This window comes from Pseudomonas sp. Irchel 3E13 (assembly GCF_900187455.1).
Taxonomy (GTDB): domain Bacteria; phylum Pseudomonadota; class Gammaproteobacteria; order Pseudomonadales; family Pseudomonadaceae; genus Aquipseudomonas.
Window position 1 is genome coordinate 206,314 of the sequence record NZ_FYDX01000010.1, and the last position, 23,448, is coordinate 229,761.

The 23,448-nt window shown below is 62.2% G+C and carries 21 protein-coding genes and 3 pseudogenes; 7 read left to right on the forward strand and 17 right to left on the reverse strand.

Annotated elements, in window-relative coordinates:
* Positions 1-168: 168 nt before the first annotated feature.
* Together CKW37_RS19330 and CKW37_RS19335 are read left to right on the forward strand one after the other, a co-directional pair.
* Positions 169-882, forward strand: coding sequence for an alpha/beta fold hydrolase (locus tag CKW37_RS19330; protein ID WP_256587808.1), 714 nt, complete (start codon positions 169-171; stop codon positions 880-882).
* 84 nt (positions 883-966) lie between these two features.
* Positions 967-2,076: an MFS transporter gene (locus CKW37_RS19335; protein WP_095157548.1), complete on the forward strand. Its 1,110-nt coding sequence runs from the start codon at positions 967-969 to the stop codon at positions 2,074-2,076.
* 88 nt (positions 2,077-2,164) lie between these two features.
* Here CKW37_RS19335 and CKW37_RS19340 read toward each other — a convergent pair whose 3' ends face one another.
* From CKW37_RS19340 to CKW37_RS19355, 4 genes are all read right to left on the reverse strand, one after another.
* Complete coding sequence (locus CKW37_RS19340) at positions 2,165-3,472, reverse strand: hypothetical protein (RefSeq protein ID WP_371864312.1); 1,308 nt, start codon at positions 3,470-3,472, stop codon at positions 2,165-2,167.
* A 202-nt stretch (positions 3,473-3,674) separates the two neighbouring features.
* Positions 3,675-4,430 (reverse strand): SDR family oxidoreductase, encoded by a 756-nt coding sequence (locus tag CKW37_RS19345; RefSeq protein WP_095157390.1) that lies wholly within the window; start codon positions 4,428-4,430, stop codon positions 3,675-3,677.
* The gene (locus CKW37_RS19350; RefSeq protein WP_095157392.1) at positions 4,427-5,218 is read right to left on the reverse strand and encodes an SDR family NAD(P)-dependent oxidoreductase; all 792 of its coding nucleotides are present in this window, start codon (positions 5,216-5,218) and stop codon (positions 4,427-4,429) included. Before CKW37_RS19350 ends, CKW37_RS19345 begins: the two co-directional genes overlap by 4 nt.
* Complete coding sequence (locus CKW37_RS19355; protein WP_095157394.1) at positions 5,211-6,032, reverse strand: molybdenum cofactor biosynthesis F family protein; 822 nt, start codon at positions 6,030-6,032, stop codon at positions 5,211-5,213. Before CKW37_RS19355 ends, CKW37_RS19350 begins: the two co-directional genes overlap by 8 nt.
* Before the next feature lie 157 nt (positions 6,033-6,189).
* Here CKW37_RS19355 and CKW37_RS19360 point away from each other — a divergent pair, with 157 nt between their 5' ends.
* The gene (locus tag CKW37_RS19360) at positions 6,190-8,517 is read left to right on the forward strand and encodes a bifunctional diguanylate cyclase/phosphodiesterase (protein ID WP_095157550.1); all 2,328 of its coding nucleotides are present in this window, start codon (positions 6,190-6,192) and stop codon (positions 8,515-8,517) included.
* Positions 8,505-9,428 carry a phosphate/phosphite/phosphonate ABC transporter substrate-binding protein gene (locus tag CKW37_RS19365; RefSeq protein ID WP_095157396.1) on the forward strand — a complete coding sequence of 308 codons (924 nt, stop codon included), beginning with the start codon at positions 8,505-8,507 and terminating at the stop codon, positions 9,426-9,428. Before CKW37_RS19360 ends, CKW37_RS19365 begins: the two co-directional genes overlap by 13 nt.
* Here CKW37_RS19365 and CKW37_RS19370 read toward each other — a convergent pair.
* The 4 genes and pseudogenes from CKW37_RS19370 to CKW37_RS19385 all read right to left on the reverse strand — a co-directional run.
* Positions 9,388-10,044: a LuxR C-terminal-related transcriptional regulator gene (locus tag CKW37_RS19370; RefSeq protein ID WP_095157398.1), complete on the reverse strand. Its 657-nt coding sequence runs from the start codon at positions 10,042-10,044 to the stop codon at positions 9,388-9,390. The genes CKW37_RS19365 and CKW37_RS19370 overlap by 41 nt on opposite strands.
* A gap of 13 nt (positions 10,045-10,057) precedes the next feature.
* Positions 10,058-10,504 carry a heme-binding protein gene (locus tag CKW37_RS19375; protein ID WP_095157401.1) on the reverse strand — a complete coding sequence of 149 codons (447 nt, stop codon included), beginning with the start codon at positions 10,502-10,504 and terminating at the stop codon, positions 10,058-10,060.
* On the reverse strand, positions 10,501-11,760 hold the full coding sequence (locus CKW37_RS19380) for an MFS transporter (protein WP_095157403.1): 1,260 nt from the start codon (positions 11,758-11,760) through the stop codon (positions 10,501-10,503). Before CKW37_RS19380 ends, CKW37_RS19375 begins: the two co-directional genes overlap by 4 nt.
* Positions 11,761-11,924: 164 nt before the next feature.
* Positions 11,925-12,151: pseudogene (locus CKW37_RS19385) on the reverse strand (transposase); the annotation flags it as partial.
* 233 nt (positions 12,152-12,384) lie between these two features.
* On the opposite strand from CKW37_RS19385, the gene proS reads away from it, so the two are divergent.
* The gene (proS, locus tag CKW37_RS19390; protein WP_095157552.1) at positions 12,385-13,875 is read left to right on the forward strand and encodes a proline--tRNA ligase; all 1,491 of its coding nucleotides are present in this window, start codon (positions 12,385-12,387) and stop codon (positions 13,873-13,875) included.
* Positions 13,876-13,898: 23 nt separating this feature from the next.
* Here the strand turns inward: proS and CKW37_RS19395 are convergent, their stop codons facing one another.
* Together CKW37_RS19395 and CKW37_RS19400 are read right to left on the reverse strand one after the other, a co-directional pair.
* Complete coding sequence (locus tag CKW37_RS19395) at positions 13,899-14,576, reverse strand: MFS transporter (RefSeq protein ID WP_371864305.1); 678 nt, start codon at positions 14,574-14,576, stop codon at positions 13,899-13,901.
* A 34-nt stretch (positions 14,577-14,610) separates the two neighbouring features.
* Positions 14,611-14,874, reverse strand: coding sequence for a hypothetical protein (locus tag CKW37_RS19400; protein ID WP_371864306.1), 264 nt, complete (start codon positions 14,872-14,874; stop codon positions 14,611-14,613).
* A gap of 998 nt (positions 14,875-15,872) precedes the next feature.
* Here CKW37_RS19400 and CKW37_RS33705 point away from each other — a divergent pair.
* Positions 15,873-16,088 (forward strand): annotated as a pseudogene (locus tag CKW37_RS33705) (PAS domain-containing protein); the annotation flags it as partial.
* A 102-nt stretch (positions 16,089-16,190) separates the two neighbouring features.
* Positions 16,191-16,376: pseudogene (locus tag CKW37_RS33710) on the forward strand (methyl-accepting chemotaxis protein); the annotation flags it as partial.
* A 48-nt stretch (positions 16,377-16,424) separates the two neighbouring features.
* Here the strand turns inward: CKW37_RS33710 and CKW37_RS19410 are convergent.
* The 7 genes from CKW37_RS19410 to CKW37_RS19440 form a co-directional block, all read right to left on the reverse strand.
* A complete protein-coding gene (locus CKW37_RS19410; protein WP_095157409.1) occupies positions 16,425-16,940 on the reverse strand; it encodes a flavin reductase family protein in 516 nt (171 codons plus the stop codon).
* Between the two features lie 35 nt (positions 16,941-16,975).
* Positions 16,976-18,010: a methionine synthase gene (locus CKW37_RS19415; protein ID WP_095157411.1), complete on the reverse strand. Its 1,035-nt coding sequence runs from the start codon at positions 18,008-18,010 to the stop codon at positions 16,976-16,978.
* A gap of 27 nt (positions 18,011-18,037) precedes the next feature.
* On the reverse strand, positions 18,038-19,021 hold the full coding sequence (locus CKW37_RS19420; RefSeq protein WP_095157413.1) for a DUF1852 domain-containing protein: 984 nt from the start codon (positions 19,019-19,021) through the stop codon (positions 18,038-18,040).
* 187 nt (positions 19,022-19,208) lie between these two features.
* The gene (locus CKW37_RS19425) at positions 19,209-20,507 is read right to left on the reverse strand and encodes an FAD-binding oxidoreductase (protein WP_095157415.1); all 1,299 of its coding nucleotides are present in this window, start codon (positions 20,505-20,507) and stop codon (positions 19,209-19,211) included.
* A gap of 233 nt (positions 20,508-20,740) precedes the next feature.
* Positions 20,741-21,661, reverse strand: a complete 921-nt coding sequence (hpaD, locus tag CKW37_RS19430; protein WP_095157417.1) for a 3,4-dihydroxyphenylacetate 2,3-dioxygenase — start codon at positions 21,659-21,661, stop codon at positions 20,741-20,743.
* 219 nt (positions 21,662-21,880) lie between these two features.
* Entirely contained in the window at positions 21,881-22,813 is a 933-nt protein-coding gene (locus tag CKW37_RS19435; protein WP_095157418.1) for a phosphatidate cytidylyltransferase, read from the reverse strand.
* 1 nt (position 22,814) lies between these two features.
* Positions 22,815-23,438: a 1-acyl-sn-glycerol-3-phosphate acyltransferase gene (locus CKW37_RS19440; protein WP_095157420.1), complete on the reverse strand. Its 624-nt coding sequence runs from the start codon at positions 23,436-23,438 to the stop codon at positions 22,815-22,817.
* Positions 23,439-23,448 lie beyond the last annotated feature (10 nt).

A 23,448-nucleotide genomic window follows, 5' to 3' on the forward strand; every position in this document is an offset into this window, starting at 1 on the left:
AACTGCCCGTTATCTTGATGTCAGTCAGTCAGGCCTGCTGGGGTTCTTCGCGAGCAAGCTCGCTCCTACACAAAAGAAAGCGGTGCCGATCCGGTAGGAGCGAGCTTGCTCGCGAAGGGCGCCAGAGCCGCCCCAATCACAGGCCTTGCATTCCCCAGGAGTTTCCGCTTGTCCCGCAACAACCTTCCGCTCGTCATGCTCCCCGGTCTGCTCAACGACCACCGCCTCTGGGCCCACGCCCAGGCCACGTTCGAACCTTCCCGCCAGGTGCTGATTCCCGACCTCAGCCAGGACGCGTCCATCGTCGCCATGGCCGAGCGCGTGCTGGAGCAGGCGCCGCCGCGTTTCGCCCTGGCGGCGCTGTCGATGGGAGGTTATGTCGCGTTCGAGATCCTGCGCCGTGCGCCTGAGCGGGTCGAGCGTCTGGCATTGCTCGACACCATGGCCCGCCCCGACGACCCGCAACGCGCCCGCGTGCGTCGCGGTCTGCTGGAACTGGCCGGGTTGGGCAAGTTCAAGGGGGTAACGCCGCAACTGCTGCCGCGCCTGATGCACGCCCGCGCGCTCGACACCTGTGTGCCGCAGGTGGTGATGGCGATGGCTGACGATATTGGCCGCGAAGGCTTTATCCGCCAGCAGCAGGCAATCATCGACCGCGCCGACTACCGGCCGTTGTTGGCGAGCATCGGCGTGCCGACCCTGGTGCTGTTCGGCGAACAGGACGAAATCACGCCGCTGGCCGAGGCCCGCCTGATGCACGAGGGCATCCGCGGCGCGCACCTGGAAGTGATCGGCGAGTGCGGCCACCTGCCGCCGCTGGAGCATCCCCAACGCACCAGCGAACTGCTCGCGCAGTGGCTGGCCGGCGCCTTCGATGCCTGATTCCGTTTATCCCGTTGTCCCCCGGAAGTCCTTGTGAAAGACCCCGCTGATACACCCGGCCTGTCCGGTATTTTCCTGCTCGGCCTGCTGCAGATTCTGGTCTGGGGCGGTTCGTTCTTCTTGCTGGCGGTGATGGCCGCGCCAATCGTTCGCGACACCGGCTGGGCCCTCCAGTGGGTGTACGGCGCGTTGTCCTTGAGCTTGCTGGTATCGGCAATGCTGGCGCCGTTGACCAGCCGGTTGATCGCCCGTTTCGGCGGCCGACCGGTGCTGGCCAGCAGCGGCGCGGTGGTTGCTGTGGGCTTGCTGCTGATGTCAGCGGCGCCGTCGCTGGGCTGGTTTCTGCTGGCGTGGGGTGTGATCGGCGTGGGCATGGCGCTGGGGTTGTATGAAGCGCTGTTTGCCAGCCTCGGTGCGCTGTACGGCGAAAAGGCGGCCGGGGCGATTACCGGCATCACACTGATTTCGGGGTTCGCTTCGACCCTGACCTGGCCGTTGGTGGCGCTGCTGATCGAGCATCTGGGCTGGCGCATGACCTGCGTCGCCTACGCCGTGGTGTTGCTGCTCAGCGTGGCGCCGTTGTATTGGCGGGCGCTGCCGGCGGGTGTCGGCATCAAGATCGCCAGCAAGGCGCAACAGGCCGCCGAGGACCGGGTCGACCCGCAGGTCTACTGGCTGTTGACCACGATCTTCGCCATTGGCGCGGTATTGATGACTGCGGTGGCGGTGCATCTGGTGTCGATTCTGCAAGGGCAGGGCCACAGCCTGGTGGCGGCCATCGGCTTCGCGGCGGTGCTGGGGCCTTGTCAGGTGGGTTCGCGGATCGTGCAGATCTTCGCTCGCAAGCGCCATCCGCTGTGGACCACGTTGATTTCAGTGGTGCTGGTGGCGAGCGGCTTGTTGCTGGTGGCGCTGGTGCCGGCGGCGACCTTGCTCGGGCTGGTGTTGTATGGCTTCGGCAACGGGTTGCGGGCCATTGTGCGCGGGCTGTTGCCGCTGGTGCTGATGTCGCCGAGCAACTATGTGCTGCTGATGGGCAAGATGTCGTTGCCGTCGCTGGTCGGGCAGGCGGCGACCCCGTTGGTCGGCGGCTGGCTGTTGCAGAGCGCCGGGCCGGGCGCGGTGCTCGGGGTGATGGCCGGATTGGCGGGGGTGAATGTGCTGCTGGTGGGGATGTTGATGCGGCGGTTGTAGTGCGCGTTCATAAACCTGCGGGGCGAGATTGGCGGGGCTTGGGTTGCACGCCTTCGCGAGCAAGCTCGCTCCTACAGGGGTTGGGTGTTTAGAAGGGCACCGCTACTGTCAGTTGGCTGTAGATGTTGGTGCCATTGCCGCCCACCTGATTGCCGCCGTTGGTTTCATCCTTCTTCGGCTGGTACAGGCCGATCACCGGGCTGATGATCAGGTGCTCGTTGACCGCCCATTCGGCATAGAAATCCAGCTCGCGGGCATCGAGGTTGAGGGTGTCGCGGGTGCGCAGGGTGTGGAAGTCGAAGTACAGCGCGCCGACGGTGAGGTTCTCCAGCGGCGTGGCCTTGAGGCCGACATGGTGCACGCCGGTGTTGCTGTTGAACGGTCCGGAGTAGTTGGCCGCCACTTCGCCCTGGAACCAGGTGCCGTAACCCGTGCTCAGGCCGGTGAACAGCGAGTCCCAGCCTTGCGAGTAGCGGGTGTAGCGGTAGCTCAGTTTTGGCGCCCAGGCCACGTCGGCGAAGGTGTAGCCGGCTTCGGCGTACCAGGCTTTTTCCGGCCCGGCGTCCTTGTCCTGCCAGGCGTATTCGAAGGCGAAGCTGGCGTTTTCGATGCCGGCGCTGCCTTCGCCGCGGACGCTGTAGACGTCCATGTTCTCGCGTTCTTTCTGGAAGTCGCTGGCCCACTGGTCGGTGACGTCGAGGCCGTGCACCCAGGTCAGGCCGAGGGTGCCGGCGTCGGTGGTGTAGTCCAGGGTGCCGGCAGCCAGTTCGGTTTCGGCCTGGGCGCGGTTGTCGGATTTGAGCCAGAGCACGCTGCCGTGCAGGCCGTCCTGGCCACCCAGTTTCAATACCGCGGTGCGGTCGAAAGCGTGGCGGGCGGCGAGGTAGTAGGCGCCGCCACGGTTGAGGTCGCCGTCGGCCGGGCCTTTGCCGAGGTTCGGGCCGTCGTCGTTGATCAGGAAGCCGCTGCCGATCTTGACCACCTGGCGACCGGCGGAGAAGTCCACGCCGTCCTTGCCCAGGGCCGGGAACAGATCGCCGGAGCGCCAGCCGAGGAAGGCGTCTTCGATCTTGGTGGTGCGCTCGGAACCGTCGGTGTTGCCGGCGGCGTCGCCGTCGCCCCAGGTCGCCGAACTGACCAGATTGAAGGTGCCGTACAACGTGCCATTGCCGCCCAGGCCCTGGTCACCGCTGACGCCGTACTTGATGAAACCTTCGCGCCAGGTCGAGCCGCCCGCTGTGCCGTCGTAGTTCTTGCGGCTGTTGAACATGCCGAACACGGCGAGCATGTCGGCGTTCAGGTGGGTGTCGTCGTCCGCGTAGAGTTCGTAAGCCAGTGCCGGTTGCGCGGCGGCGAGCGTGACCAGGCTCAGGCCGACGGCCCGCGCGATCGGCATCAGGCGATGCTGTTTGTCCATTGTGATTCCCCAGTTGTTATTGGCAGATGGCCGCGCCCTGGCCCGGCCCCGTCGACGAATGCTCCGTGACGAGGTATTAGGGCGCTGTCGGTGGGCGTACGTCTTGTTCGTGGCTGCCAGCAGAGTTGATTGGGGTCGCCAGCTTTTGATTGCGGGAGCGAGCACGCTCGCTCCCGCAGACTTACGACTCGGGCAGCGTCGCGCCGCCATCGACGATCAGCGTCTGCCCGGTGACATAGCCGGCATTGTCCGAGGCCAGGAACAACATGGCCGCGGCGATATCCGCCGGCTCGCCCAGCCGCCCCAACGGCACGCCGCTGGCAATCCGCGCACTGAGGTCGGCGTCACCGAGGTTGTCCATGGCCGGCGTGCGGATCATCCCCGGCTCCACGCCGTTGACCCGCACGCCCAGCGGCGCCAGTTCCAGCGCGGCGTTGCGGATGAAGCCGTTGACTCCGGCCTTGGACGCGGCGTAGTGGCTGAGCCCCGGATAGGCCACCCGTGGCCCTGTCACTGAGGAGGTCACCAGCACGTTGCCGCGGCCCTGGCGGCGGAACAGCGGCAGCGCTGCCTGGGTCAGCCAGAACAGCGCCGACAGGTTCACATCCAGGGTGCGCCGCAGCATCGCTTCGCTGATCTGCTCGAACGGGGTAAGGGGAAAATACGCCGCGTTGTGCACCAGCACATCGAGGCGTTCCAGGCCGTCGAGCAAGGTGAAGATCGCCTCGCGGTCGGCCAGGTCGATGCCCGCCGCCTGAGCCAGAAGACCCTCGGCGCGCAGGCTGTCGGCCAGCGTCTGGGCGCCGGCCAGGTCGAGGTCGGCGATCAGCACTTCGGCACCGCCGCGGGCGAAGCCCTCGACAATTGCCCGGCCAATGCCCTGGGCACCGCCGGTGACCAACACCTGCTGCCCGCGGTAATCGAAGGTGGCATTCATGACGGATTCTCCAGTCGGGTATAGGCCAGGGTCGGCACATCGACCACGGTCGACCCACCATCGGCGGCGATCACCGCGCCGGTGATGATCGAGGCGTCGTCGCTGACCAGGAACTGGCACAGCGCGGCAATCTCGTCGGCACTGGCGGGGCGGCGCAGCGGCACATCGGCGGTGACCCGGCGATACGCCGCATCCAGGCCTTCACCGTGGTGCTCCATCAGCGGCTGCATTTCTTCATCGGCCATCGGCGTGCGCACCCAGCCCGGGCACACGCAGTTGACCCGCACGCCTTGCGGCCCGAAGTCCCGCGCCAGCGAGCGGTTCAGCCCCACCAGCGCGTGCTTGGCGGTGGTGTAACCGCACACCTGCGGGCCCGCCGCCAGCGAGGCGATGGAGCCGAGCAGGACGATGCTGCCGCGCCGCTCGATCAGCAGCGGCAAACAGGCGCGGGCACTGTGGAAGGCGCTGTGCAGGTTGCCGCGCATCGCCGCGTCCCAGGCGTCATCGCTGGTCTCCAGCGCGTTGCCCAAACCATGACCGCCTGCGCAACAGATCAGCGCATCGAGACCGCCGAAGCGGGCGCGGATCTGTGCGATGAAGCCGGCCCACACCGCGCTGTCGGCGGCATCGCCGGCCAGCACCAGGGCGTCGTGACCGGCGGCCACCCGCTCCAGCGCCTCGCGGCGCCGGCCCACCAGCACCAGGTTGTGCCCCAGCGCCGCCATGCGCTGGACGCAGGCCTCGCCGATTCCGGTGCCGGCACCGGTAATCAGCACGGTCTTAGTCATGGCCGTGGTCCGTGGTGTTGATCAGGTTGCAGTAGGACGACACCGGGAAGTTGCTGAAGGCGTCGAAGCTGCCTTCGGCGTAGCCGAAGATCTTGCCGTCGCTGCGGTGCTCGCGCAGGTCGATCATCACCAGGCCGAGGGTCGGGATGATCTTCTCGCGCCAGACGAACAGATACAGCTCGTCGGTGATCTTGTAGTAGTGGCAGCGGTCGGTGTCGCACAGACCCTTCTCGACACCCTTGAGGCACTGCCAGGTGTAGTAGTGCTCGTTGAGGTAGATGTGCTCGTATTCCTCGGTCGGGCTGTAGCGGTAGCGGTTGCGGATACCCACCAGCTCGCGGGTCGGCGCGTGCGGGCAGGCGCCGTCCTGCCATGGGCGATCAAGGGTGCCGTGGAGGAACTGCGCCTCGACGGCGGTCAGGTTCTTGCCGGACAGGGCGCGCGAGTACATGCCTTCGCGGGTTTCTTCGGCGCTGGGCATGTTGCCGATGACCGCGGTGAAGGACTGGCTCAGGGTGTCCAGCACCAGGGTGATCGACCAGGTCTGGCTGTGCTCGGTCTTGAGGAAGTCGACCAGGACGATGCCCGGGCGCACCGAGGTGGCGCGGTACGGCGCGCTGCCGGTCGAGTGGCCGTCAGCGGCGTGCCAGTGCAGTTGGTCGGCGTCGAAGCGGTGTTCGATCGACCAGCCGTTGGCGAAGTTCAGGGTCATGCGCTGGCCGGCCAGCTCGGCCAGTTGCGGCAGGATGAAGGCTTCCGGGGCAAAGCCCTCGGCCAGGGCGCCTACGGTGATCCAGTCGGAATGGGTGGTCATGGGAGGTGGCTCGTGGTTGTTGTTGGAGCCGTGATGGTGCCGCGCGGGCGGGTGATGCGGTATCAACCGGATGGTTGAGGTGGCGTGGTGTGCCAGTCACGGGATTGTCACGCGCTGGTAGTAATGTGCCATCACTCAACGGCAGGAATGAAATGTGGTGATCCGCCGGTCCGTGTCCTCTCTGGGTTTTCTCCAGTTCCTCCTGCTTTCGTCGTCCGCGGCCATTCTGTTGTTTCTCTGGGTGCTGTATTTCCAGCAGAAGGCGGCGTCCGCGCAAGAGGCGCTGGCTGCCAAAGCTTCGGAGCACCTCAATCTGGCGACGATGGCGGCCGAGAACCTCAGCCAGTTGGTCGACCGCGCCCAGACTATCGGCCGCGCATTGCAGACCGACATGGGCGACCCGGCGCAAGGGCGCTGGAGCCTGGCGCGAATGCTCGCCGAGGATCCGGTGCTCAAGCGCATGAGCCTGTATAGCGCTGACGGTCGCGTGCTTTATGCCAGCCATGCCGATGAGCCGCGGCAATTGCCCGCGCAATGGCTGGCGCAACTGCAAGAGCACGGCGATCGCTACAGCGTCAGGCCGTTCCTGCCGCCCCTCGATGCCCTCGACCGACAGGCCGCCGAGCTGAATTGGCGCCTGCCGTTTCTGCTGCCGCTGGCGGACACGGCCGGCGGCGGCACTGGCAACATCCTGCTGGTGCAGTTGGACATCGGTTACCTGGCGGTGCTGTTCCAGAACATCGACCTGGGCAGCAGCGGCCTGATGCGCCTGCTCGACCGCGTCGGCCAGGAGCGGCTGCGCATCGGCAACAGTGGCGTGGTGGTGGCGGGCGAGCCGCTGAAACCCGACCTGCCGCATGACGTCGAGGCGTCGGGCCGGATCAGCCAGTTCAGCGTCGATGGCTATTACCAGAGTCTTTTTCGCCATGTGGCGCAACGCGGCTTCAGTGTCGTGGTGAGCCAGCAGGAGGAAGAGATTCTCGCGCCGTCGCGCCAGGTCTACGCCCACCAGTTGTGGCTGAACCTGAGCATGACCCTGCTGATTCTCGCCGGGGTGCTGTGGAGCTGGCGGGTATTGGGCAAGCGCCAGGAAGCCTTCAGCGCCCTGGAGCAGGCGCAGAAGATCAACCAGCAGTTGATCCAGCGCCTGGAGGAAGAGCACCGGCGCAGCAGCCATGCGGCCGCGACCGATCACCTCAGCGGTTTGCATAATCGACGGCAGTTCATGGAGACGGCGGCGCGGGCCCTGGCCGAGCAGCGCAGCAAGCGGCGCCTGCTGGCGATTCTGTTCATCGATATGGACCGCTTCAAGTCGATCAACGACTCGCTCGGGCACAAGGTCGGCGACCTGTTGTTGCAGGCGGTGGCGGGGCGGATCAGCCGGGCGCTGGAGCCGGGTGACGAGGCGGCGCGCTTTGGCGGCGACGAGTTTGTCGTGCTGCTGGCGGGCTCGCGCAGTGAAGAGCAGATAGACGCCTGGGTGCGCATGCTGTTGAACAAGCTGTCGGCGACTTACTCGCTGGATGCCCATGAACTGAACAGCAGCCCGAGCATCGGCGTCAGCATCTGCCCGCGGGACGGCCAGGCGGTGGACGAACTGATCCGCCATGCCGATGCCGCGATGTACTCGGCCAAGCAGGCAGGGCGCGGGCAGTACCGTTTTTTCGACCCCTCGCTGAACGTGGTCAACGTCGCCGAGTTCGCCCTTGAGCAGGCGTTCGGCCCGGCCTTGAAGGAGCGGCAGTTCGTCCTGCATTTCCAGCCGCAGGTGCGCTTCGACTCCCTGCGGGTGGTGGGCTACGAAGCATTGGTGCGCTGGCAGCATCCCGAGTTCGGCCTGCTCTACCCGGACCGCTTTATCTCCCTCGCCGAGCGCAGCGGTTTCATTGTCGCGCTGGGCTGGGAGGTGGTGCGGCTGGCCTGTGAAGAACTGGTGCGCTGGCAGGCGCGGGGCATCCACGCGGGCCTGGCGGTGAACGTCTCGCCGCTGCAACTGCGCCAGCCGGATTTCAGCGCGCAGTTGCTGGAGGTGCTGCGCCGGCATGGCGTCGAACCGGCGCGGCTGGAGCTGGAAATCACCGAAACCACCGTGCTGGATGACGAAGGCCAGGCGATCAAGCACCTGCAGGTGCTGCGCGATGCCGGACTGAGCATCAGCCTCGATGATTTCGGCCAGGGTTATTCGGGCTTTTCCCACCTTCAAGCGCTGCCGATCAACTGCCTGAAGATCGACCGCGCCCTGATCGCCCAGCTCTCCAACAGCCACGACGACAGCCCCATCGTGCTATCCACCATCATCCTGGCCAAGCGCCTGGGGCTGGAGGTGGTCGCCGAGGGCGTGGAAACCCGCGAGCAGGTGGTCTACCTGCGTCTGGCAGGTTGTGATTTTGCCCAGGGGTATCATTTCAGCCGGCCGCTGACGGCGGCGCAGCTCGACCAATACCCACCTTTCATTGATGCGACGGAGACTGCATGCGAGCACTGAACACCTTGTCCTGCCTGCTGTTGAGCGCATTGCTGACGACCAGCGCGCAGGCCCAGTGCTTGCAGCCGAGTCTGCGTATCGCGGTGATTCCGAAGAAGAGCATGGAGGTGCTGATCAAGGATTATCAGCCGCTGCTGGAGCGGCTGAGTGCCGCCGTGGGCGTCCCTGCGGCGATCGTGCCAGCGTCGTCCTATGAGAGCGTGGTCGATGCCGTGGTTTCGGGCGGCGTCGACATCGCCTGGCTGGGGCCAGCCGCTTATGTGCTGGCGCAGCAGCGTGACCCGCGCATCGAACCGTTCGCCAGCCTGACCATCAACAACGGCTATTTCACCCCGGCCGGGCATCACTATCAGGCCCTGCTGCTGGCGCGTCGCGGCACGGCGGATGACGTAGCGTCGTTGCGCGGCAAGCGCGGCGCCTTGAGCGATCCGGCGAGTACCTCCGGCAGCGTGGTGCCCAACGTCGAGTTCTCCGCCCAGGTCGGCGAGCCGCTGGCGCAGTTCTTCGGCTCGGTGGTGTTTACCGGCTCCCATGACAAGTCACTGGATGCGCTGCTGGAGGGCCGGGTGGATGCCGCGTTCGTCGCCAGCGTGCGCGCTGATGCGTACCTCAACAGCGGGCGCATCGAGCGCGACACCTTCAATGTGCTCTGGCGTTCGGAGCGTATCTATTACGACCCTTACGTCTTCAGTGGCAGCCTGTGCGGTGAATACAAGGCGCGCATCCGTGCGGCGATGCTGGAGAACCAGGACGGCCTGGCGGAATTTCTGGCCTCGCAGGATGCCAGCGGCATCGCCCCGGTCAGTCGTACCGAGTACGTGCCGCTGGTGCGGATGATGCAAGGCAGGTCTGCCGGCACCCCTCCGCCCACTACAGAAACAACGCCCCGATCAACGCCGTCCGGTTCTTGACCCCGACCTTGCGAAACAGGTTGATCAGGTGCGTCTTCACCGTCGGCAAACCCAACTCCAGCTGCCGGGCCAGGGTCTTGTTGCAGGCGCCGTTCTGTAACAGCAGGGCGATTTCCCGTTCACGCGGGGTCAGTCCGGCGAGGCGGTCCGGGGCGGTTTTCGGCAACTGCCGGGCGGCCATTTGCATTAGCCCGTGCAGCGGCAACAGGCGCTCCAGTTCGCTCGGTTCGAACGGGCCGAGCGCACCTTCGCGCAGCAGCGAAAGGCCGGCCACCGGACGCTCGTCGACACAGGCGACGATTTCCACCACATCCACCACCCGGTGCTGACGCAGGAACCCCAGGTACTCGCGGCCGCGGGCAGCATCGTGGCGCGCCAAGCCCTGGCGCAGCGACACCACCGGCAGGCCGATGGCCTGGCAGTTGTCCGGGTTGAGCGGGTCGAGATGGCGGTAGTGCTCGAGGTAGTGGTGGTGCATGGGTGGCTGCATGCCCAGCAACTGGAAATCGCAGGCCTGCAACTGCTCGTCGACCCGGTAGAAGGCGGCAAGGCTGGCGGGCACCTGCTGGCTGAAGGCGTGCAGGCAGTAGTTACCGAGTTCGTGGGCAGCGTTCATCGTGGCATCCCTCTCAGCGGGCGTTGTCCAGCAGTTCGCGCACCTTGTCCACGGCGGCCTTGGCGCAGCCGGCGTCCAGGGCTTCCGAGGCGCCGGACACGCCTATGGCGCCGATCACCTGACCGTCCAGCAAGAAGGGTTCACCACCGCCGAACAAGGCCAGGTTCGGCTGCAACGGCAGGCCCTCGCGGACCGCTGTCGAGCATTTCTGCAAACGTTCTTCCCAAACCTGGGTGGAGACGCCGAAGCCCGCAGCGGTCAGGGCCTTGTTCAGGGCGATGGCCTGGCAGGGGCGTGGCGCGCCGTCCATGTGCGCGCTGTTGATCGGCTGGCCGCTGGCGTCGAGGATCGCCACGCTGACGCGCACGCCGGCCTGTTCGGCGAAGCTGACCGCGGCATCCAGGGCCTGCATGGCCAGGTGCAGGGTGATGGTCTGTTGCTGACGCAGCAAAGGATTCATTGGGCGGTTTCCTCGATGGAATGTTCAGGGCGTTTCCGACGCAGCAGAAGCAGTTGCCAGAGACAGTAGACCGACAGTAGCGCGGCGGCGATGTACATGGCCCAGGGGCCGCCGATATGGGCGGCGAGCAGCCCGGCGAGCAGGCCGCCGATGGCATCGAAGCCGAAGCGGGTCGAGGTGTAGATCGATATCACCCGGCCGCGCAGCGCTTCCGGCGCCTGGCTTTGCAAAAGGATATTGGTACCGACGTTATTAATGGTCACGCCGAACCCCAGGATCATCATCGCCAGCAGCGACAACGGCAGGGTGCGGCTGCTGGCGAACAGCAGCAGGCCGAGGGCGCTGGCGATGGCCGAAAACAGGATCAGCCCGCGCAGTTTCGCCGCGCTCTGCCGCCCCGCCAGCAGCACGGTGGAGAGCAGCGAACCGAGTCCGGCGGCGCCCCACAGCCAGCCGAGGGTGCGGGCGTCGCCGGCGAAGATGTCGCGGGCGAACACCGGCAGCAGCACGGCATAGGTGGAGGCGGTGAGGTTGACCATCAGCACGCCGATGATCAGCGCGCGCAGCGAGGGCGAGCGCAGGGTGTAGTCGAGGCCTTCGCGAAACATGTTGCGCATGCTGCCGCTGGCTTTTTCGCCCGGTGCCAGGCGGATCGCCAGCAGACCGAAGATCAGGCCGGTGTAAGACAACGCGTTCAGCGCGAAGCACAGCGCCTCGCCAGTGAGCGCCAGCAACAGGCCGGCCAGGGGCGGGCCGACGAAGCGCGAGCAGGTGAACAACATCGCGTTGAGGGCCAGGGCGTTGGGCAGATCGTCGCGGTCGTCGACCAGGCGGCTGAGCAGCGACTGGCGCAATGGGGTGTCCACGGCGTTGAGAATGCCGAGGGTGGCGGCGAGGGTCACGATCAGCGTCGGCGTGATCAGCTCCAGCCAGGTCAGCAGCGCCAGCCCCAGCGCCTGCACTGCGAGCAGGCTTTCGATAAACATCAGCAGGCGGCGCTTGTCGTGGCGATCGATCCAGGCCCCGGCGATCGGCCCGACCAACAATTGCGGCAGCAAGGTCGCGCAAGTGGTGATACCGAGCAGCGCGGCCGAGTCGGTCAGCCGATAGACCAGCCACGACAGCGCCACCGTTTGCACCCAGGTGCCGAGGGTGGAGATGGCGTGGCCGATGAAATACAGACGGAAATTGCGGTGATGCAACGCCCGCAGGACATTGGGCCAGCGGTTTGGCCCGGAAGGTTGCGCAGCTTTCACGATCGAGGACGCCAGTGCATGGAAAAGGACAAGGGAGCCCGCCGCCAGCGAACGCCGCGCCCGACTCTACCCGGTTGCGCGGGGGGCGTCTTGCCTGAGGCTGTCGATGGCATGTGTTTGCCTGCCAGCCGGGAGGCGGTCTTGGTAGAGATGAAAAGGGTGCGGATTCCTTCCTGACTCAGATCTGAAAACTGACGTAGGAGGGTTGTCGCATGCCGCGCTTCTTCCATTGCCGGATCGCTTTAGCCGAACCAGTTCGGTGTCAGATGTATAGGCAGCAACGCCAGCAATGGGTAGGCCGGGCGACCGCATTCAATCCTTGGGTGGACGGCTCGATCAGGGCGATCAAATCCTTCCAAGGCACCACTTGATCCATTTCAATCAGGAACAATTCTTTGCGGGTCTGCTTTCGGTTGCCGGCGTGCTCGGCGTCGGCAGAAGGTCATCTATATCCGCTGGTACAACTAGCATCAAATTAAACGCTCTCTCGGTGGCCTGAGCCCCCTGGAATGCCGGTAGTATCTGGGGGTTGCAGTATAACCAGTCCAAAAAAACCTCCGCACCCCCCCATATATAGTCTTGGTGTTGGACTAAATTTGTATGTTTTCTACGCAGCGAGATTTTATGAAGAACGCAATAAGTCCTACGCGAAGTGAAAATTTTGCCGAGTGGTATCAACAAGTCGTCAGCCAGGCAGAGTTGGCAGAAAACTCCCCCGTAAGAGGTTGTATGGTGATTCGTCCATGGGGCTATGCCATTTGGGAAAACATACAGCGTGAACTTGATCGGAAGTTCAAGGAAACCGGACATGTAAATGCGTACTTTCCGCTGCTGATTCCATTGTCGTTCTTGCAAAAAGAGGCAGACCATGTCGATGGCTTTGCTAAGGAATGTGCGGTAGTCACCCACCATCGTCTGGAACAAACTGCCGATGGCACACTTGTACCTGCTGGCGAACTGGAAGAACCGCTGATCATCAGGCCCACCAGTGAAACCGTAATTGGTGCTTCATTCTCTCGCTGGATTCAGAGTTATCGTGACTTGCCCATGCTCATCAACCAATGGGCCAACGTGCTGCGCTGGGAAATGCGCCCTAGAGTATTTCTGCGTACTTCTGAGTTTCTGTGGCAGGAGGGCCATACGGTTCACGCCAGTTGCCAAGAGGCACTCGACGAAACGCTGCAGATGCTTGATATCTATGCACGCTTCAGCACCGAATACTTGGCTATCCCGGTGGTCAAAGGCGTCAAATGTTCTTGGGAGCGCTTCCCAGGCGCTGTCAGTACCTACACTATCGAGGCGATGATGCAAGACGGCAAGGCCCTCCAGGCGGGGACCTCACACTTTCTGGGACAGAATTTCGCCCAAGCCTCGGGCATTCGTTTCGTCAACAAGGAGGGCGTCAAAGAGCTAGCCTGGACCACCTCGTGGGGTGTTTCGACTCGCATGATCGGCGCGATGATCATGGCCCACGGAGATGACGACGGGCTGAGAGTTCCGCCTCTGCTGGCGCCCACGCAAGTGATCATTGTGCCGATCATACGCGATGAACAGGATGCTGAAGCCATTCATGCTTATTGTGACCAACTGCAAACGCAAATTTCACGCAAGAAGTTAAAGGGGCAGAGCCTGCGGGTCAGCATTGATAAAAGGGAAATGAATGGCGGTGAGAAAAAGTGGTATCACATTAAGCGTGGGGTGCCTGTGCGAGTCGAGGTTGGAATAAAGGAACTGCAACAAAATATGGTTTCTTATTCGTGTCGTAATGAGTGCGGTGTGGTGTCGAAAGATGAAGTTGGTAGCTTTGTAAGGAATCTATCAAAAATCCTGGGTGGTATTCAAAAGGAAATGTTGGAAAGCTCTAGGAAAAAAATGTCTGCCAATACAAGGGTGGTCACTACGTTGGAGGAGTTCAAACAGGCGTTTGCGCGTAAGGATAAGCTTAATGCATTTGTCATGGCACCCTTCATTGATGATGAGCAAGTTGAGAAAGGCATCGCCGAGCTTGGAGTAACCGTACGTTGTATTCCATTGCAGCAACCCAAGACCGAGGCGCCCTGTTTGTTTACCGGAACGCTTACCCGTACATGGGCTCTTTACGCCAAGTCATACTGAGCCTTGATCGCCCCCAGTCCCGCTTATGCGGGACTATTTTGTTTAACCACGAGTTCCCTGGCCAGCCTGCCCCCCTCCACGTAGAGAATTGTGCCACCTACCAGCAACAAGCCAAGCAGATACAACAGGAAGTACAGTGCATTGAATCCGGCCAGAATAAAGCCACATACCACCGGAGTGGAGGCAGCACCAAGGTAGGTCAGATTCTGCGAACTATAGTAGGCCCCAGCCATGTGCGGTGGGGCAATTCGAGTGATATAGAAAAACTCCAGAGGCTGAATGATGATTTCGCCCACAGTAAAAATAGCGGTAAACAGGATCCAGGTAATCAGGCTGGTAGAAAAGGCGAACCCTGCTAGACCCATCATGAACGATATGATGCAAGCGCTGACCCAGAACCTGAAGCGCTCGGCCGTCACCCGTCGACCAATCAGGTACTGTAATAGAATCGAGGTTAGGGCATTCGTGACGAACACCGCATTGATGATTTCGTACATCTGCGCAGCGGAATAATGGGTAATTAAATATTGCCCAACATACATGTGAAACTGCCCGAAGACGCCGGCCAATAGCACACTGGCCAGAGTGAATTTCAGCAGATTGCGATCCTTGGTCATCACTACTAGCGTTGCCCACAGTCCATGGTCCTGATCCTCTGGTTGGCCATTTACTCTAGGCAGGGTAAATGGAGTCAGGGCCATCAGCACGATCGCAAAAAGTTATGCCGCCATGGTCTCACTGGCTTGTTCTATGCGGTGTTTGCGACATCTCTTTTCGTACAGAGCCGCCTTCATCTTTCCGGCTCGCGATACCGCTCAACAGCGACTCTACCAATGCCCGGGAGATTTCCAGTGAGTGGTAGCTGCTCCACGCAAAGTCTCCCACTGACCGTTCGTCCAGTTCGCAGACCTGCAGGTTGGTTTCTAACGCCGATTTCAGGGTCATGGACAGGTGCACGAGGGCATCTTCGATATCGACGCCGGCGCAGACGGCAAACAAGGGTTTATGACTGTCGTTAACACGCTGAAGAAGGTGTGGGCAGTCGTGAGGCGAGGGGCGCAGGCGGGTGGATCGGGCACCGGTTTTTTCATGGTTTTCTCCTCAGGTCAGAAGGAGCTACCACAAACCGGCTGTCAAACGGGAGGGTGGCACTGTGCGCGGGTTGACAGACCAGGGACCATGAGGAGAAAACCTGGCGCGCCCGAAAGCGCCCACACACACAGCCGCCATAACGACCAGCGTCTCCTCAAGAAATGTCTTCCGGCCTGTCAAAGCCCATCGTTGATGCGCAACGATGGGCGAAGACCAAGTACCGATTTCCAGGAGCGCAACGGCTGATAAGGGGCGGAAGTATGATTGGGAAACTACCTACATCAAAGCGAGAAGTGACCTGATCTTTGTAGCTTTATGCAACACCTGATAGGACCATCACACGCCTTTTTTCTGGCAGGGACGGTCAAGTACCCGGCACTTGCGTGCAAGACGCCGGCGCGGCAATCCGGTCAACTCGGGGTTTCACTGCCGAACGGTGTGCGCTGATGTTTTTCAGGAACGATCATTGGGTGCGGGAGCTGGAACAAGGACTGACGCAGATCAGCCAGGGACAGCACTGGGACGGGCCGCGCAGCGCGCAACTGGAGCGTCACCCGGCGCTGCTCCTGGCCCTGCGCGAACTGGCCGGCGAACGCCAGCAGGACCAGCGCCTGCTGGACGAAGCCCGCGCCCGTTGCAGCGAACTGACTGACCAGCTCGAACACGCCCACCGCCAGGACGAGGCCGCGCGGGATGAAGCGCGGCAATTGGAGCAGCGCTGCCAGCACCTGGAAGACGCACTGCGCGAACAGGCGCAGCAACTGCAGGCGCACCAGCAGCAGGCGGCGATCTGGGCGCAACTGCAATCCACGCTCACCGAAGGCACCTGGGACATCAGCGTGGTCCAGGGCGACGTGCAGCACCCCGACAGCAACATGCGCATTTCCAATCAGTTCCGTGCGCTGATGGGCTACAGCGCCAGCGAATTGCCCGACGGCTGGAACGCCCAGGTCAGCATCACCCACCCGGACGACCTGCCGCTAATCATGGCGGTGTTCGACCGCGAGATCCTCAAGCCTGGCGCCAGTGGCGAGTACGTCTTCGAGTACCGCATGCGCCACAAGTCACGCGGTTACATCTGGTGCCGCGAGCGCGGCTGCGCGGTGCGTGACGAGCGTGGCGTGCTGTTGCGGGTGATCGGCGCAGTGCGTGACATCAGCGATGAACGCAGCGCCCAGGCCAGCCACGAGCAGATGCTGTCGCAGAACCAGACCACCTACGCGCAGATCGCCACGGTGGTGGGGGTGATCAAGAGCATTGCTGAACAGACCAACCTGCTGGCACTGAATGCTGCGATCGAGGCGGCGCGGGCGGGGGAAGTAGGGCGGGGCTTCTCGGTGGTGGCCGAGGAAGTGAAAAAGCTGGCGGACAGCACGCGGCAGGCGACGCAGCAGATTCAGGCGATGTTGAGCTGAGGGCGCACAGGCGAGCGGAGCGCCGCTTGCCCGCGCGTAGCGCTACGCGTACTCCGCGCCAGCTGCGGCGAGGTTGCAATATTGCCCTTTGAAATACAGCAATGGCTGCGTCGCCGCAGTTTCTTGCAGGCTCAACGCCTTCACTTCTCCAATCACGATCAGGTGATCACCGGCGACATGTTCCGCGTGAATCTCGCAATCAAGCCAGTGCAGGCTGCCGGCAATGATCGGATTACCCAGCGGCGATTCCTGCCATTCGACGCCATGCCATTTGTCCGTGCCTTGCCGGGCGAACTGGTTGGAAATCCTGACCTGTTCACCCGACAGGATATTCACCACGAATCGGCCTGCCTGGCGGATTTTTGGATAGCTGTACGCGCTGGACTTCACGCTGAATGAAACCAGCGGCGGGCTCATCGACACGCTGTAGAACGACTGGCACGTAAAACCAACCGGCTCGCCCTCAACCTGGGAGGTAATCACCGTGATACCGGATGCGTAGTGCCCGAGCGCTTCGCGAAAGCGCAAGGGCTCGATAGCCGTACTGGAAAGCGACATGGCTGATCCTGAATAGTGAGTGCAGTCCGTTCAACTCAGCGCTGGCTGGCGAGTTCTCTTCGGACGATTTCCGCGCCTGCGCTCAACGCATTCAGCTTGCCTCTTGCAACTGGGCGGGGCAGGGGCGCCATGCCGCAGTTGGTGCACGGATAGAGCTTGTCGGCATCAACGAACTGAAGGGCCTTGCGCAGGGTATTGGCCACTTCCTCCGGGGTTTCGATAGCGTGGTTGGCCACGTCGATAGCCCCGACCATCACCTTCTTGCCCCGAATGAGTTCAATCAGGTCCATGGGCACATGGGAGTTGTGACATTCCAGCGAGACGATATCGATGCTGGATTTCTGCAGCTTGGGGAAGGCTTCTTCATATTGCCGCCACTCAGAACCCAGGGTCTTTTTCCAGTCGGTATTGGCCTTGATGCCGTAGCCATAGCAAATATGCACGGCGGTCTCGCACTTGAGGCCTTCAATTGCTCTTTCCAGGGTAGCGACGCCCCAGTCATTCACTTCATCAAAGAAGACATTAAAGGCGGGCTCGTCAAACTGAATGATATCGACGCCGGCCGCTTCCAGTTCCCTGGCTTCCTGGTTGAGGATCTTGGCGAATTCCCAGGCCAGTTTTTCGCGGCTTTTGTAGTGGTTGTCGTAAAGCGTGTCGATCATGGTCATCGGACCTGGCAGCGCCCACTTGATGGGTTGCCCGGTTTGCTGACGGAGGAACTTGGCGTCTTCGACAAACACCGGTTTTTTCCGGGCTACCGCGCCAACGACCGTCGGCACGCTCGCGTCATAGCGGTCACGGATCCTGACGGTCTCGCGCGTCTCGAAATCGACGCCTTCGAGGTGCTCGATAAAGGTGGTGACGAAGTGTTGGCGCGTTTGCTCGCCGTCACTGACGATATAAATGCCGGCCTGTTGTTGTTCTTGCAACGACAGGCGCAGGGCATCTTGTTTGCCCTCGATCAGTTCTTCACCTTGCAGTTTCCACGGTGACCAAAGCGTCTCCGGTTGGGCCAGCCAGGAAGGTTTTGGCAAGCTGCCAGCAGTTGAGGTGGGAAGTAGTTTTTTCACGGTGGATAGCCTTGTGTAGTCGAAAGGTCAAAGAGCGTAATTAGCGGAAAATTGCTCAAGGGCAGCGTGGTGCGGTTTGATGAAGTGCTCCTCGGCAAACTTTCCTTGCTCGATAGCCAGGCGGCTACGTTCTTCCCGGTCGTAAACAATTCGGGTCAATGAGTAATCCTGGTGCTGCAGGCTGGGCTGATAGGATTTGCCGGCAGCAGAATTCGCATTGTAGATTTCGGGTCGGTAAATCTTCTGGAAGGTATCCATGGTGCTGATGGTACTGATCAGCTCCAGATTGGAATAATCACCCAGCAAGTCGCCGGCAAAGTAGAAGGCCAACGGCGCAACGCTGTTCGGCGGCATGAAGTAGCGAACTTTCAAACCCATTTTACTGAAGTACTCATCGGTCAATGAGTACTCATCCTGCAGGTATTCGATACCCAATACCGGATGCTGGTTTTCAGTTCGGTGGTAGATTTTGCTGCTCGAAACGCTCAGGCAGATGACCGGTGGTTTGGTGAAATGCTCCTTGAAGGCACTCGAATTGACGAAGTGCTTGAACAGCTTTCCATGAAGATCGCCAAAATTGTCGGGGGTGCTGAAACCCTGCTGGTCTTTGTTATGCTCCAGCAACAGCACGCTGAAGTCATAGTCCCGCACGTAAGAGGAGAAGTTATTTCCGACAATGCCTTCAATGCGCTCGTTGGTTTTCAGGTCAACGATGGTTGTCTTCAGGATTTCGATCAAAGGCAGGGAACTGCCGCTGCTTTCAACGCCAACATTCATCTCTACGGAAATGATTTCGAGTTCGACGGTGTAGCGATCGCCTTTAGGGTTATCCCAGTGCGCCAGCGCATTGAAGCGGTTGTCGATCATGGTCAGCGCATTGCGCAAGTTTTCCTGGCGATTCTGACCTTTGGCGAGGTTGGCAAAGTTGGTGGTGGTGCGGGTGTTTTCGGCGGGGCGATAATTTTCGTCGAAACAAATGCTGTTGACGGTAAAAGTAAACTCGTTGTTCATCGGGGGCGGATGTCCTTATTTCTGAGTGAAAGCCTGAATGTATTCAGGCTTTCACTCAGCGGTATCTATGTTCTTTCCAATTGAGAATAATTCTATCCTTAGCCCCTGGATGAATGGAATTGAATTGGTTTCACCGCATCTTTAGTCATATTCATGATGTGGTGCGCGGTTGATTGTAGCGAAGCCTTCAACGCCGCCCGTTGAAGAACCCTGACACCTGGTGCACCGTCTTCCCCGCACTGAGAATCAGCGGCCGGAAATTGTCCTTGCCGATGATCCGCGCATGCTTCACCGAACTGATCAGGTCATAGCGGCTCGAGCCTTCGGCCATGCCCTCCGCGAGGATCTTGCAGATGATGTGGCTCGGGGTTACGCCAAACCCGGAATAGCCCTGCACATAGAACGCGTTCGGCCGCCCGCTGAGTGTGCCGATCTGCGGGAACAGGTTGGCGCTGGTGGCCATCGGGCCGCCCCAGGCGAGGTCGATCTTCACGTCCTTCAGGTACGGGAAGATCTTCAGCATCAGCGCGCGGTTCCAGGCTTTGAGGTCGTTGGGGATGTGCTCGATGAAGGGCGTGGCCGCGCCGAACAGCAGGCGGTTTTCGTTGGTGACCCGGTAGTAATCGATCACCGGTCGGATATCGCTGTAGGCGCCACGGATCGGGCTGATGCGCTGGATCATTTCGTCCGACAGCGGCTCGGTCATCAACTGGAAGGCGTAGGTGTTGATGGTCCGGCTGTGCAGCTCCGGTTCCAGCTTGTTGAGGAAGCTGTCGCAGGCCCACAGCAGTTTGCTGGCCTTGACCGAACCACGGCCGGTGCGCACGGTGATTTTCTCGCCGTAGGTGACTTCCAGCGCGGCGCTGTGTTCGAAGATGCGCACGCCGTGGCCAACCAGGGCCTTGGCTTCACCGAGCAGCAGGTTCAGCGAGTGCACATGGCCGCCGCCCATGTGCAGCAGGGCGCTGCCGTAGGCGTCGGAGCCGATGATCTGCTTGACCTCGGAGCCGCCGAGAAAGCGGATTTCGTCCTTGCTGTTGACCTTCTTGAATTCTTTTTCCCAGGTGCGCAGGGTCTTTTCCTGGCGTGCGTTGAAGCCCATGTAGCCGTAGCCGTGGCAGAAGTCCGCATCGATGTCGTACTTGGCGATCCGGTCCTTGATGATGCCGGCGCCCAGTTCGCTGATCTCGAAGATTTCCTGCAGGCCCTTGTCGCCGACGCTGCTCCTGATTTTCTCCAGGTCGTGGCCGATGCCCGCCATGATCTGCCCGCCATTGCGCCCGGTGCCGCCGAAGCCCAGGTAGCGTCCTTCCAGCACCACGGTGTTGGTCATGCCTTTCTCGGCCAGCTCCAGGGCGGTGTTGATACCGGAGAAACCGCCGCCGATCACCACGACATCGGCCTCGATATCGTTTTCCAGGATCGGGAAGCTGAGGTTGTACTTCTTGGTCGCGGTGTAATAGGTGGGCGTTTCGATGTTGATCATGGGGGCGGCCTGAATAGTTGGAGTTGGCTGAGGCAGCAAGGGGCGTCTGGAGCGCCTGTTACACTTTGCATTAAATGCCTAACGAACGATAGGTTCTTGACCGAGCCTGCTGTCGGTTTTGATCGAGGCTGCCAGGTTTTAGCGGGGAAATGGCGGGGGAGGAGGGCGTGACGTTGAGCTCGGAGAAAGCCCTTCGCGACAGTCCGGCGTAGCGGACCGTCGCGCTGGCGGTGTTACAGGCGGCCGACGGCGGCCAGTTGCCCCGAAGATGCCTGGGGTGCAGGAACGGCCGAGCCGTCTTGCGGTGTCACCGGGAAGATCGCGTTGATCTGGCCGGTAGCGGACGACCCGAAATACGGCGTGACCACGTCAGCCTTGCCGTCGTACTTCGACCAGCCCAGCGCGCCCAGCAGCATCGCGGTGTCGTGCATGAAGCCTTCGCCGTGACCCTTCACCGCGTATTCCGGGAGCATGGTGCAGAAGGCGTCCCACTCGGCGTTTTCCCACATCTGCACGACCCGGTGGTCGAGGGTTTCCAGGAACGGGCTCCAGACCTTGTCGGCGAATTCCGGCGCCTGGCCGTTCTGGGCGAAACGGTGCGACAGCGAGCCGCTGGCGAGGAACGCCACGGTGCCGTCGTAGTGGTCCTCAACGGCCTTGCGCATCGCCCAGCCCAGGCGCGCGCTGTCATTCAGGTAGTGGGAGGTGCACAGCGCCGAGACCGAGACCACCTTGAAGTGCTGGTCGGCGTTCATGTAGCGCATCGGCACCAGGGTGCCGTATTCCGGGCCGAGGCTGGTGGCGTCGTGGGCCATGGTCTCGACGCCCTGGCGGTTGCATTCCTCGGCCAGCAGGCGGCCCAGCACGTCGTTGCCCGGCACTTCGTAGTCCATGTTGGCGATGAAGTGCGGCAGCTCGTTGCTGGTGTAGGTGCCCTTGAAGTGCGGCGCGCAGTTGATGTGGTAGTTGGCGTTGACCAGCCAGTGCGTGTCGAAGACCACCAGGGTGTCGACGCCGAGTTCGCGGCAGCGGCGGGAAATCTCTTTGTGGCCGTCGATGGCGGCCTGGCGATAGCCCTGGCGCGGGCCGGGCAGTTCGGACAGGTACATGGATGGAACGTGAGTGATCTTGGCAGCCAGAGCAAGTTTGCCCATGACGGTACTCCTGGTGGCAGATGCCCTCCAGACGAGGGCGCATCGATTATCTGGGATGTTGGCACGCAGGCGATACCGGCCACTGACATCGTGGCTCTTGTCGATCAGGCCTGGCACCTCCCGCGCGGGAAATGCTGGCTGCCCATTGAACACGCTTGTCGAGGGCGCCGCTTGCCTGGCTCTGCCAGATAGTTGATCGAGCTTGCCAGCCTGGCGCGCTCAGGCCCACCAGTAACGGACGAAGTGAAAGAAGATCGGCGCGGCGAAGCACACCGAATCCATGCGGTCGAGCATGCCGCCGTGGCCCTCGATCATGTGCCCCCAGTCCTTGACCCCGCGGTCGCGCTTGATCGCCGACATCACCAGCCCGCCGAAGAAGCCCATGACGTTGACCACCAGCGCCATCAGTGCCGCCTGCCAGAGGTTGAACGGGGTGATCCAGTACAGCGCCGCGCCGATCAGCGTCGCCAGGAACACGCCGCCCAGCAGGCCTTCGAGGGTCTTGGACGGCGACAGCCGCGGCGCCACCTTGCGCTTGCCGAACAGCTTGCCGCAGACGTACTGCAGCACGTCGCTGATCTGCACCACCAGGATCAGCCAGGCGATCAGCAGCAGGTTGCGGCCTTCGTAGCCGGGGATGTCGAGGGTCATCAACGCCGGCACCGAGGACACGCAGTAGACCGCGATCATCAACCCCCACTGGACCTTCGAGGCGCGTTCGAGGAAGCGCGTGGTGTCGCCGCCGAGGCTGGCCAGGATTGGCAGCAGGAGGAACAGGTAGACCGGGATGAAAATGCTGAACAGCCCGTACCAGTCGAAGCCGATCAGCAGGTACTGGCCGGGCAGGGCGACGTAGAACGCGAGCACCAGTGCCGGGTAGTCGCCACGGCGGGTCGGGGTCAGGGTGATGAACTCGCGCAGGGCGTAGAAGGACACCAGGTAGAACAGCACGATCACTCCGGTCTTGCCGAAGATGAACGCCAGGCCGATGACCAGCACCATCACCCACCAGGCGTCGATGCGGGCGTTGAGGTTGTCGATCACTGCGTGCGGGCCAGGGCCGGCGCGCCATTTCAGCAGACGGCCGATCAGGCTGGCGAGCAGCAGCAGGGCGCCGATGCCGGCGAACAGGGTCCAGGTGTTGTGTTCCATTTCAGACCTCCTTCGGCGCGAGGGCCATCAGGGCGTGACTGGCACGTTCGAGAAAGGCCTGCTTGCTTTCGTCCGGTGCAAGTTGCAGCGGCTCGCCGAAGCTCAGGGTGCACAACAGTGGCAGCGGCAGGGTGCGGCCCTTGGGCATGACGCGATTGAGGTTGGCGATCCACACCGGCACCAGTTCGACTTGCGGTTGCGCGGCAGCCAGATGAAACAGGCCGCTCTTGAACGGCAGCAGCGGTTCGTCGCCGAGGTTGCGGGTGCCTTCGGGGAAGAAGATCAGCGAATCGCCCTGGGCCAGGGCGTCCTTGACCGGTTGCAGCGGATCGGCCTCGGGCCCGCTGCGCTGGCGGTCCAGCAGCACGCCGTTGAATACCTTGCTGATCAGGAAACTGCGTACGCCGGGCTTGAGCCAGTAGTCGGCGCCGGCCACCGGGCGGGTGCGTTGGCGCAGTGGCTCGGGCAGCGAGGCCCAGATCAGCACGAAGTCGCCGTGGCTGCTGTGGTTGGCGAAATACAGCCGCTGCACCGGCAGCGGGCTGCAGCCCAGCCACAGGGCGCGGGCGCCGGTGACCAGGCGGGCGAAGGAGGTGATGAGGAAGGCGGTGAAGGCAGCAAGCATGAAAACGTCC